This window comes from Paenibacillus sp. J31R122, assembly GCF_056269185.1.
Genome location: NZ_JBWDNM010000020.1, coordinates 24,752 through 36,329, shown reverse-complemented (window position 1 = coordinate 36,329; position 11,578 = coordinate 24,752). Strand labels below are relative to the sequence as shown.

At 41.2% G+C, this 11,578-nt stretch carries 13 protein-coding genes; 4 read left to right on the top strand and 9 right to left on the bottom strand.

Annotation, left to right across the window (positions count from 1 at the left end):
- Window positions 1–149: 149 nt before the first annotated feature.
- Entirely contained in the window at window positions 150–1,238 is a 1,089-nt protein-coding gene (locus AC0YN7_RS26060; protein WP_475812938.1) for a VOC family protein, read from the bottom strand.
- A 310-nt stretch (window positions 1,239–1,548) separates the two neighbouring features.
- Between AC0YN7_RS26060 and AC0YN7_RS26055 the strand changes: the two genes are divergently transcribed.
- Complete coding sequence (locus AC0YN7_RS26055; RefSeq protein WP_475812937.1) at window positions 1,549–1,761, top strand: small, acid-soluble spore protein, alpha/beta type; 213 nt, start codon at window positions 1,549–1,551, stop codon at window positions 1,759–1,761.
- A 90-nt stretch (window positions 1,762–1,851) separates the two neighbouring features.
- Here the strand turns inward: AC0YN7_RS26055 and AC0YN7_RS26050 are convergent, their stop codons facing one another.
- On the bottom strand, window positions 1,852–2,700 hold the full coding sequence (locus tag AC0YN7_RS26050) for a phytanoyl-CoA dioxygenase family protein (RefSeq protein WP_475812936.1): 849 nt from the start codon (window positions 2,698–2,700) through the stop codon (window positions 1,852–1,854).
- A gap of 129 nt (window positions 2,701–2,829) precedes the next feature.
- Between AC0YN7_RS26050 and AC0YN7_RS26045 the strand changes: the two genes are divergently transcribed.
- Together AC0YN7_RS26045 and AC0YN7_RS26040 are read left to right on the top strand one after the other, a co-directional pair.
- Complete coding sequence (locus AC0YN7_RS26045; protein WP_475812935.1) at window positions 2,830–3,729, top strand: helix-turn-helix transcriptional regulator; 900 nt, start codon at window positions 2,830–2,832, stop codon at window positions 3,727–3,729.
- A gap of 165 nt (window positions 3,730–3,894) precedes the next feature.
- Window positions 3,895–4,677, top strand: a complete 783-nt coding sequence (locus AC0YN7_RS26040; protein ID WP_475812934.1) for a DeoR/GlpR family DNA-binding transcription regulator — start codon at window positions 3,895–3,897, stop codon at window positions 4,675–4,677.
- Between the two features lie 175 nt (window positions 4,678–4,852).
- Here the strand turns inward: AC0YN7_RS26040 and AC0YN7_RS26035 are convergent, their stop codons facing one another.
- The 5 genes from AC0YN7_RS26035 to AC0YN7_RS26015 form a co-directional block, all read right to left on the bottom strand.
- Window positions 4,853–5,137, bottom strand: a complete 285-nt coding sequence (locus tag AC0YN7_RS26035; protein ID WP_475812933.1) for a hypothetical protein — start codon at window positions 5,135–5,137, stop codon at window positions 4,853–4,855.
- A 106-nt stretch (window positions 5,138–5,243) separates the two neighbouring features.
- Entirely contained in the window at window positions 5,244–5,669 is a 426-nt protein-coding gene (locus AC0YN7_RS26030; RefSeq protein WP_475812932.1) for a VOC family protein, read from the bottom strand.
- Window positions 5,670–6,076: 407 nt separating this feature from the next.
- Complete coding sequence (locus tag AC0YN7_RS26025; protein ID WP_475812931.1) at window positions 6,077–6,280, bottom strand: hypothetical protein; 204 nt, start codon at window positions 6,278–6,280, stop codon at window positions 6,077–6,079.
- A 317-nt stretch (window positions 6,281–6,597) separates the two neighbouring features.
- Window positions 6,598–7,626 carry a hypothetical protein gene (locus tag AC0YN7_RS26020; RefSeq protein ID WP_475812930.1) on the bottom strand — a complete coding sequence of 343 codons (1,029 nt, stop codon included), beginning with the start codon at window positions 7,624–7,626 and terminating at the stop codon, window positions 6,598–6,600.
- Window positions 7,589–8,464, bottom strand: a complete 876-nt coding sequence (locus AC0YN7_RS26015) for a PhzF family phenazine biosynthesis protein (protein ID WP_475812929.1) — start codon at window positions 8,462–8,464, stop codon at window positions 7,589–7,591. The genes AC0YN7_RS26020 and AC0YN7_RS26015 overlap by 38 nt, the downstream gene beginning before the upstream one ends.
- Window positions 8,465–8,756: 292 nt before the next feature.
- Here AC0YN7_RS26015 and AC0YN7_RS26010 point away from each other — a divergent pair, with 292 nt between their 5' ends.
- On the top strand, window positions 8,757–9,620 hold the full coding sequence (locus tag AC0YN7_RS26010) for a phytanoyl-CoA dioxygenase family protein (protein ID WP_475812928.1): 864 nt from the start codon (window positions 8,757–8,759) through the stop codon (window positions 9,618–9,620).
- Window positions 9,621–9,875: 255 nt separating this feature from the next.
- Here the strand turns inward: AC0YN7_RS26010 and AC0YN7_RS26005 are convergent, their stop codons facing one another.
- Both AC0YN7_RS26005 and AC0YN7_RS26000 read right to left on the bottom strand, forming a co-directional pair.
- Window positions 9,876–10,361, bottom strand: a complete 486-nt coding sequence (locus AC0YN7_RS26005) for a GyrI-like domain-containing protein (protein WP_475812927.1) — start codon at window positions 10,359–10,361, stop codon at window positions 9,876–9,878.
- Window positions 10,362–10,970: 609 nt separating this feature from the next.
- On the bottom strand, window positions 10,971–11,420 hold the full coding sequence (locus AC0YN7_RS26000; RefSeq protein WP_475812926.1) for a hypothetical protein: 450 nt from the start codon (window positions 11,418–11,420) through the stop codon (window positions 10,971–10,973).
- Window positions 11,421–11,578 lie beyond the last annotated feature (158 nt).

Genomic DNA, 11,578 nt, shown 5'->3' with positions numbered 1-11,578 from the left:
TGAGCGGTTATACGGTTTCTCCATCATGTGAATTTTATTCATTACTAATCTCACCCTCTTGGTACATCTGAATAGACCGCCGATAAAATCGGCAATCTGTTATCGTTTTACTATTATTCCCGTTAGTTCAGCCTACTTCTAGTTTGTTATCAATCTCGATAAACGACTGATTGGACTGTGTCATACCAGCCTTCGCGCAGTAGAATTTGAAACGACCGGTCCGGGTTTTGCTCACAAAATTTATCCAATGCTTCTAGCAGCTCTTGTACTCCTTCAGGATCATTCTCACGCATTTTGTTGAATTCCATAATTTGTACAGTAGTTGCAGCCTCCCGATGATGATGGCCTTGAAGAGACTCGAGATAATCATCTATCAGCCGCTCCCCGAAATAATCGCAAAAGAGGAATCGTTCTTTCCAGTTAGGGCTTTCTGCTCCTTCGCCCCTCCAATATACATTCGTTTGCCGCTCCCAAATATCCCACTTGTTTCCGTCCGGATCATACAATTGGAACTGGCGGCCGCATCCTCCTCGATCATTAATTTGATGGGATACCTTTAATCCTTGATCGATCATTTTTCTATGCAGCTTGGAAAGTCCATTGACTTCAAACATGGCAAATGCCATATGCCGTATACTATCCGGCGCCGGGGTTTCGTGATTATATGTTTTGGGTTCTAGGGATCGAATAAAGTAGATTTCCTCCCCCGCCTCCGTTACGGGTTGCCCCGCCTCATTCACTGGACCACCCAATGTTTCTTTATACCACTTATATGATCTCTCCGGATCACTTGCTGGGAAGAATAGGGCTGCTACTCTAATAAAAACAGGAACTCCTTCTCGGATCGGTTGTGTCTCGGTTTTCGGATCCTGCCATACTTGAAACTTGTGCCCCTGTGGATCCTTAAAACAGAACATAAGTCCTTTTCCGTCCACATCTTCCAGCGATTCCACTTCCACACCAGTACCGGCTATTCGCTCGTACAGTTCCATAATGCAATCTGTCTCATAGCGAATGGAAAACATCTCATAGGTTTGCCCAGGAAGCCATTCGTCAGTTAAGAAAGTATTGGTCAAACCTTTCTTCTCTACTTCGTTCATAAATATATCGTGTTGTCGAGTAACCCCTCGTGTGATTTTTTCGTACCAGGGCCATACGTCATTTGGGCCATCGTCCACCGGCATGTACAAGCAATTGATTCTCTTGAGTGCAACCTTGGTTGCTGATAATTGACTCATCTTATCTTCCTTCCCAATTTAAGTTTGCGATTATCAACTGTTTTTCATAGGTGAGTAAATAGTAATATTAGACATTAATATCCAAATACCTCCTGTGGGTTTTCAAACTAAACTGCCCGTTATTTTAATGTCGTTGATGTCATCATATCCTCTCCTGCTGGTTAAGTAATCGGGCCGGCACGGTTGATCAAGGCTAACGATTCATGTTTTTGTCCATTTCATTTATTTCACTTCTAATTCCAATAATTGATGTATAAAAAGCAAAAAAATCCACAAAATAACTTCACATCCAGTTAAGGAGTGAACATACATGAGCAGAAAAAGTTTAGTCGTTCCACAAGCACAAGCAGCACTTGACCAAATGAAATATGAGGTAGCACAACAGTTTGGGATTCAATGGTCTCCAGATGGTTACAATGGGAATATGACTACTCGTGATGCAGGTACTATTGGTGGAAACATCACAAGAGCGTTAATTCAAATTGCAGAACAATCTCTTGGCTCAGGGACAAAAAGATTCTAATTTAAAATTAAAAAATAGCCCTCCTCAATCTCATAAAGAGACTAGGAGGGCTATTTGAAGTTCAGTTGCTGTTCTTCTTGTTTAATGAGATTATGCCGTTACGCCTTTTTTGTATGTGACCGGGTACATGTCTCCCTGAACGATATCGCCATCTTTACCGCCTGAAGCAATGAATTGTTTAATCGACAAGTAGAGGTGCCGCTCATCGTACCGAAAGCGTGTTTCGCCTGTCATTAAGTGAAGCGCCGACGATCGGCGTACCCGGTCCGAAATGTTAGGACCACTTCCGTGTAATGTTAAGCTGTGATGGAAGCTGACTTGACCCGCTTTCATAACGATCGGCATAGTTCGAAACACTTGTCCCTCAGGCACGTTCATTCCATTTTTTTGATTATCTAAATTTTGTTCGTAAAAGTCACTGCCATTTAGAAGTCCCCAATGGTTGCTGCCCGGCACCATCATCATGCAGCCATTCTCTTCGTCAACGTCATCGTATGCCACCCATGCCGTAAGCAGCGTCTCCGGGTTCTGAAAGCACTTCCAATACGTATAGTCCTGATGCCAACCCACGTTTGAAGCGTGTCCTCCGGATTGTTCAGGTTTATGCAACAGCTGATCGGCCCAGAAACGGATTGTATCCGTCTCCGTCAAAGCAGCGGCAATCTCTCCAATCACCGGATCGTGGGCGAGTGCACGGATCGTTAAGTCAGCATAGCTCGCCATATCTGTTTTGCGAAGCGTTTTCGGGTGACCTTTTTCGTAGCTCCAGATTGCTTCGGGAGGCGTTCCCGTTTCGAATTCGTTCCGGTATACTCTCTCCATTCTTTCACGTAGCCTGGACAGCCTTTCATCGTCGATAATTTTCGGAGACACCCAGTAACCATTTTCTTTGAAAAATTTAACGTCATCTTGCGTCGGTATTCCATTTGCATTTGGCACTTCAGTTCATCCTCTCGTCGCGAGTTCACTCTCGCTTATAACATCATTATGGCTTGTTGCGGGACATTCTGTCTTTGTCTGAAAATATTCAATTTATCCGATTGTATGATATTATCACAATAAAGGTTGGTGATTACTTTTAATCCTATAATCGTTTGTCCATTTGTACGATTTGCGATCCGTGTCCCCCTGCTCGCGGGCGATCGGCATGGTCCTCGGATCTGCTATGTCCCCTCCCTGTATCTCATCGAGTCCGGCTGTGGCAGCATCATCTACGAAGACCGCCCGAATATACGGTTGCAGCCAGGAACTTTATTATTTATCCAGCCTGGCGTATCCCACACTTGGGAGGTAGATGTGGATAGTCCACTCACGTTTCGTTGTGTATTCTTCGAATGGTCCTATCGACTGAAGACGGGGGTACGGATTCCAAATGATTTATTGTGTCAACGTACTAAGAAATCAGATGACCGTTTGTTGGACGTGCAGCTCGACTATGGAATTCCTTACTCGCTAGTTGTGGATTCGATCAGCGTATGGAAAGGATTATTCGAGACGGTAACGTCTGAGTTCGAGGCGGTATCTCCTGATTTATCGGTTCTCGATCACGAGGATTATCCAAATTCGTTAGCCATCACTGGTCATTTCCACCTGCTGCTTCACCAAGTCTACCGGTTGGCTAGGCGTCAATCCGATATCACAGATCCGCGTATTACCAAACTGATAGCGTCGATGGAACGGCTGGCAGGCGGTGAATACGAAGACGTCGAAGGTTGGGCGGAGAAGCTCGGATTGAGCCGCAGCCACTTCCATGTGCTTTTCCGGACGAATACCGGCTTTACGCCCAAATGGTATTGGAATCGGTGTCGAATCAACAAAGCCAGGAACGACCTGCTAAGTACAAACGATACGGTAACAGTGATCGCCGAACGTTATGGTTTTTCCTCGGTTCACGCCTTTACCAAATTGTTTCAAAAGATGGAAGGCGTAGCTCCGACGGTCTTCCGCCGTCAATATCGATTGATCTAATGAATACTTTCCTGTTTTGACATTTAAGAAGAATGATCACCACAATTCGTCATATAACAGAAATAAACGGAATAAACATGAATCAAATTAATTGACATAACTGAACAAACACGAATATAATCAAGTCATCACCAGTGATATTTTTCCATTTTGGAGGCGATTAATATGTTCTCAGAAGAAAGGCGCGACAAAATCATTGAGCTCCTTAACAACGATGGGCGAGTATTGGCAAAAGATTTAGCGGATATGTTTGACTTATCGATCGACTCGATCCGAAGGGATTTATCCATCATGGAAGAGAAAGGATTACTGAAGAGAACACATGGCGGAGCAATACCTGCTTCTAAAGTGCGTAGCACTCCTTTACCTACGTCGGAACGGTACCAGGAAAGCGCACCACATCAAGATGCCATTTCAAAATTAGCAGCATCTTATATTAAAGAAAAAGATACTGTATTTATTGGTGGAGCAGGTATTCATTACGGCATGTTAAGGTTTCTTCCCGAAATCCCCTTAACCATTCTCACTAATTCAATGAATATTGCTGAATCTTTGAAGGAAAGGGAACTAATTGATACGTATCTTATTGGCGGTAAAGTAAAGCCATCCGGTAATATAACTGATACTCTGGCTAACGACTTCATACGGCAATTTTCCATTGATATTTGCTTTATGACTGGTGGAGGAGTTTCAAAAAATGGAATAAGTACCTCGACTCCTGAGGTAGCAAGCTTTGGCAGAGCTGTTAGCGAAGTTTCTAGAAGAACAATATGTTTAGCCCCTCATGAGAAACTAGGTGTTGACTTCTTTGCTAAGCAATGTCCAATCACACAAATTGATGTTCTTATCACTGACGATCAAGCTAGTATTGACGTAATTGAAGAAATTGAAAGAAAAGGTATCAAAGTGTTGATCGCTAACTCAACTGCAACAGAAATAAAGGAATAGATCAGTCCATTTGCACTGGTGATCTATTCCCTCTTATGAGAGTCGCTTATGGGCGACTCTTTTTATTATAATTTAATACGGATTTTTCAACTAACCTCCCGTTAGTTGAGAAAACGGCAGCCAGATTCATGGTAGCCGTTTCTTTGTGTTTATTCAACTATCGTACCAAGGGAGCTTAATCTTCCGTCATCCGACCAAAGGAGACTTTTTGAGGTATATCAGTATCCTTTAATCGTTCGTACGATTCTAAAATGTCGGGTACATTTTCTTTGGTAAGAATTAACCCGTGTATTACATTTTTAATGACTGCTAGTTCATCTTGATTAAATGTAGAGAGTTCTGGAATTAAACTTTGAATTCGCCTCTCAAAATGCCTCGATAGGGCATTTGTTATTGAAATTTTCTCTTCTTCAGTTAGCTTTTCACATAGAGATATGATTGTGGTTATTATTTCATTCATTAAGTACAACCCACTCCCTCATCCAGAAATAGACAACTACTAATTATACTGTAATTTATAGGATGCGGTTGCGTTAAGCTGCCCTTTAGCTGTAACTTTGATCAAGCTAAACAGGATATCCGAACCATAGCTTAATTAGATTTCCATCCGGGTCGTATACATCGAAAGATTTGCCACATCCACCGCTGTCTTTGACGGGACTTATTCTCACCCCGGCTTCAGTCAATTTTTTGTGATATTTTTCAATGTCTTCATTTACTTCTAATATGAAAACATGATTTGGCCTCCCATGATGAGTAAATGTTAACCGTTCTTCTCCATCAGTTTGTGTCAGCATGATATTTGCCCCTGATGCAGGGTAAATAAAAACCTCCGTGTTACCTGGCTCAATAGGAAGGCAATTTTTAGCAGTATTCAAGTAAAAACCCAATTGAAAAACATAGAAACTTACTGCTCGCTGCATGTCTTTCACTGGCAATTCAATACAACTAACTGTTTCTATTGGTGCTTCCTCTCTGGTTTCTGGAATCATTTAGTTGCCCCTCTCGCTCAGTTTATATTGTTCTTTCTTACTGCTTTGGATCACTTTTAACACGGTGGGAACAAGAGTGGCTTATAACCATAGGAGTTTGTCTGATAGTTATTGATACTTTGAACCATTTGTGAGACAACCTTTGCCAATTCTATTTTTTGCATAATTTTAACATAAGAGCATTATATTTGCGTGTCTTTTTTTGCTTTTATTTCGTATGGTTCGTGTCGTTATACTGCCCGTTAGCTTAACAAGGAAATGGAGCAGTTGCCGCAGCAAACTGCAATTCGTTTGTTCAACTATCGTTTCTTGTTAGTTCAACGATATGCCAAGATCGGATTAAGGGTGGAGGGCAGATTCGCTAATTTCACTCTTATGCTTTACCATTCAATGTCTTGCCATAGTTCCTATAAAAATTGATCTTCGATTTTTGCATTTTCAAATAGTTCATCTGAGTTTTTAAAATCTTGTGTGTAGCCATCATCATTTCTTGTGAAATAGACACCTTTTGAATTACAACTGATCCAATATCCTATGTCTTTATAATAAATAAGAAATTCTTCTCCCCATCCAACTCGTTGTTTTATCTCTATGAATTCTTGATACTTCATGAGAATTATTCCTTTCAGCTTTTGTTATCAATAAATGCTCTCATTCGACTAAGTACTTCACATGTATCTGAAATATTCGTGAACTAATCAAATATTCCCTTCAATGTTATTCAACTATCCTGCCCGTTAGCTTAACAAAAAAAGGGAGCAGTTGCCGCAGCAAACTACTCCTTGATTGTTCAACTATCGTTCCCCGTTAGCGGAACAAAGGGGCTAAGAGTTATTTTGAACGGCTGCTGTTGATTTTTATTAAGCATCATCCCCCGTCCCTGGACAGAACCAATTGCTTCACTTTCAACGGTTGCTGCAATGCTTCATTAGTCTGTTGCTTGGCCGGTCACCCATTCGTCCACAATCTTAAGCTCTTCCCCGCCTAACCAAAGTTCGTGCGTCTGCTGGTTACTATCGTGAAGCTCGTAAAAGTATTGATCCTCCTGCTCATCGTAGCCCTTCGATACGACCTTTACCGAGCTCAGATCGAGTGATTCTTCATACTTCTGAAGCATCCGCTCCACTGCCGCCTTCGTTTCCTCGTTGTCATCGTACATGCCCAAATGAAGTGCCAGGCTTGCTGTGTCCTTCTGCAGCAGCGCCTGCACGTAACGCTCAACTTCCAGCACCGTATAGGGATACTGCCCGATCAGTGGAGAGTTGTACAGCGGCTCGCGCCTGTCGTCATCCTGAATCTGCTCCATCCCCTGGGACTTGGCATATTTCATTTGAAAAGGAATGGCGCGTTCCTTACCGTCCTTCGTACCTGCGATGGTGTAATGTTCAACATAGTACTCGTCATTCTGCTCGTTAGCCTCGAAGCGCAGTAGCAGGTTTTCCAAGCCGTCAAAGTACAGCAGGAATCCTTCCAGCACCTTTGCCATATCAGCCTCGGTATACTCATTCTCCGCATGCGCCATGAGTCCGGACAATGCCTTCGTATCCTGCTGCTTCAGTACTTCCAGGTATTTTTCGCCATCCTTCGCGGAGATTTTCTCCAGTGATTGCGTATCATCCTCCGAAAACCTTTCAGCATCCGGAAAGATCGATGCCCCTGCCTCTCCAGGTTGTTCGAGCTCCGATACTACCTCTGGCGCAGGTGGTACGGTTTCCGATGTCGAAGACTGCTCCTTGCCACACCCCACCATTGCCGTCATAAACGTTACCGAGATTGCGAGCATCAGTGTCACCCTCTGTATTTTCTTCCCCAATGTCAAATCATCCACTCCTATCGGATAAGGTACGACTAAATGGACGCCATAGCCACCCGAAAGGTTCCACAGCCACTGAACTATCGTACCCGTTAGCTTAATACGATTAAATTGATACATCAAATTCTTTAACATAAACGGCATTGCCAGTAACTTCTATGATTTCATCATTTACTGTCACTCGTACTCTACCATCCCTTTCAATTTCTTGACCTTGCTCAATTAAAAGGGTAAATGAGGAGTGAGACACTATGTTTATATATCTTGCATAATAGGCTCCCATTACCCCTGAAGCAGTACCAGTAACTGGGTCTTCAATTGTACCCGAAAAAGGCGATGAAAAGTGACGAGCGTGCATATGTGCCGCCGTATTATATGTTTCAAAACAAAATGGATGGATAGATGCTCTTGGCATTTCCTTTAAAATGTTCGGAAACAGTTTGTTGTTTGGTTTCATTCGTTTGAAAGCAGCAAGACTTTTTATTGGAATCAATAATGTCCACGTACCTGTGCTTCCATACAATGTCGGTAGTTCTGTTTCAATATCAATTTCTTCAATTCCCATCGAATGAGCCAGTTCTTGAAGTGAGCCATTAAATTCCTGAAATTGGGGATTTGCTTGTCTCATTGTTATGTAAAACCCATCGTTTGAATTAAGACTAATTGGTAAAACCCCAGCTTTTGTTTCAATTGTAAAATCAGTTTTGTCCCCCAACAAACCTTTCATTTTCAACGCATAGATAGTTGCCATAGTTGCATGACCGCAAAGGTTGATTTCATGACCTGGAGTAAAAAATCGTATTTTTAAATCAGCTTTATCGGATTTAAGTGGGAATGCCGTTTCGTTGAACCCTACTTTTTCAGCGACTTCTCGCATTTGCTCGTCAGTAAGATTTTCGCCATCTAAAACTACCCCAGCTGGGTTTCCCATATTAGGAACATTACTGAATGCGTCGTAATGATAGACCTTTAATGTTTTCATAAGAACACTCCCAACTTTATTTCAATTATCATACCAAATTTTGGGCTACCCTTAATACTATTAAAATTCGCAATCGCTATTCCACTAATCTGCCCGTTACTTCAATGGAAAAGAGAAGCCGCCACGTAGCAAGCTACTACACTATAGATCTTCGTTAGGGGGCTCAATAATCTGATCAGTAAAAAACTTAAGCGTTAAACAGATATCCAAAATTTCTATTACTCATGGAAGGTTATAAATGGAATTTGTGGAAGTTATATCAGGTATATAATTGTAATCTAAGGAGGCTTTTATGGCTATTACTCAAAGTATGAAATCATTTTTTGATGAAAACGGCTATCTAATCGTAAAACAAGCTGTTACATCCAAGTCATGCGAACGACTTATTGACGATATTTGGAGGTTTATAGGTAAAAGCCCCGACGAACCAAACAGTTGGTATTTGCCTGCAAAAGATATGGACCAATTATGGGAGCATCAAAATAGCGGGATGATTCCTCTTTTTCATAATCAGACGATGTGGGACCACCGCCAAGCCCCTCTTGTATACCAGGCGTTTTCCGAATTATTACAGGAAGAAAAGTTATGGGTAAGTATAGATCGAATTAATATGAAGCCACCAAAAAGGAACAGTTTCCCGGAATTTAACAATCATTTTATCCACTGGGACCTTGATACTTCTAAACTAAGTTCTCCAATGCCGTATGGGAAAAGATTGCAGGGCGTGCTTTGTCTAGCAGATACTAGTGTGAATCAAGGTGGATTTCAGTGTGTTCCCAAATTGTACCGAGATTTAGAGGACTGGCTTTCCAAACAACCAATTAATCGTGATCCACGTGTTCCCAATCTTGAAGATTACTCAATTGAGTATATTTCTGCTAACGCGGGCGATTTGATCATTTGGGATAGTCTTCTCCCGCATGGTAACGGTGAGAATCTATCTAATAAACCGCGATTTGCGCAATACATAACGCTATATCCGGCAAGACGGGACCAATTTGAGCGGCGCCAGGCATTCGTCGATGCTTGGAAAAATCATGAGCCTTTCCCCCCTCTGCCCACTGATCCTCGAGAATGGGAGAAAAATAACTCTGAACATTCAGCGATATTAACCGCCCTGGGGAGAAAATTACTTGGGATTGAGTCATGGTGGTAGGAAAACGCTAAGTAATAGTAAATAAAGTTGTGAAAATAGTCTCCCAAACGCGTTGTCTTTTTTCTTGAGCTATTCTGCCTGTTCATATTATAACTCAACGAGGTAGCCGTTTCTTACCAGCTGCCTCGTTATGGTGATTGTTAAGCTAAAGTTCCCCGTTAGCGGAATAAATAAAGAGATGTTAATATTCATGCCAGAAGGTAGAAAAGCCCACAAACGGTGGTTTGCGGGGCGGGTCCACTCTTCTTTCATCGGCTATTTCTCTTCTATTGGTGTATAAATCTCTAGTTCACTTTCAGGTGAAGTCGGATTGAATCGTTGGTCCATCAACTCCACTACCCAACCTTTACTATGCTTGTAACCATTCTCAGCAATCCAACGGTTAAGAGATCCGTAAGCATCACCTATTTTCCAAATCTCACCTCTGTGAGTATAGACAGCATAAGTACACACAGGAGTTATCTGGCTTACCATTCCTTGTGGAATATTGCCAATCTCTGTGACTTTAGCTGTTGCATAGTAAGTCCCAAGGTTATCAGGTGCGAAATTACCTGGTTCATAAAGAGCCAATTTTTCACCAGTTCGATTCGGGATTTCGTCCATACGACTTAGTAAAGAGTCAAATGATAGCGGAATTACGGTCGGATATTCCGAATACTTCGCTTCATGCCTTGTTCCAACTGCTGAGAATCCTCTTTTGACCACTCTACATGTGTTGTCTTTAACGCCTAGTTCGCTCATTTCGTTTCTCCTTTCGTTATCTGAATCGTATAAAAAGGCATAAAATAACATTTCGACAACAATCCAAATTTTCCCTGCGAAATCACATTCAATTTCAATGAAAACTAAATCCTGTAAAATAGTGTTTGATTATCCTGCCCTTTAGCTCAATGGTCTGTAGAACATAGTTACAAAACACCATTAATATCTTCTTTGTAGTCGACTTTGGTTTGATTGTGAAATAAGCCGTACACATGGTAAATAGCTTATCGGTAATCGGTATACATTCTTGGTCTTTTTCGGCATTCGGTACATATTCTTGACATTGCACATTGCCAAGAATATGTACCGATAAAACAAAAAAACCGCACTTTACGCGGTTATTAATCGGCTCATATTCTTGTCATCCGACAGATGTACGGACATTATATAAATTGTACTTATGAGTAAAAACATACCTATGTCTCTATCCCCTAATTTCTGTTTAACACAATCAGTATTGGAACAAAAAAAAGACATGCTAAAAGCACATCTTTATTAATATTCTTATATCAGTTCACAAACACCGACGGGCGAATGTCCGTTGCGTGAATCTGGTGTTATGTGATGCTCTTGCCTTCTTCGATTCATCTACCCTAATAATATTGTTGCTTTTTCTATTTCTCCTTGAGCATCTAAGTACTTCAATGTACTATCAATATCTTCAATATTCATAGTCTTCACAATTATTAAATGCTGAATATTACAACCTGGTGGATCTAGATTAGGATGTTCAAAATGCTTTACTAATCTTTCTGGGGTGGTTACCAAACACCATCTCTTCATTCCATTATTAAAAGTTATCGTTACTTCAATTAAATCAAAAGAGTCTAATTCATCATCGAACTTCCAACTTTGTAGTATCGGTACATCCACTTTCCCCTCAGAGAAATGGTATTTATTGATCCATATTTTTCTCTTCTGATTTCCGATTATTCTAAAATTTTCATTATCTTCAGCGACTACTTCATAAAACCTACCCTTAGTAATTGCGTGTCCATATATCCCAACACTGGTACAGGTAATATTTCTTTCCGCCATGTACTCACATCCGATACCATGTTCTGCTAGGTAATTGTTTTTCATAAATTCATGCGAGGGTTTCGCATAACGTCATATTTACGAACTTCGTGATTTTATTGAATACCGGGTTATAAATGAACCATACATTTTGGTCTTTTAACTCAATCATATTATAA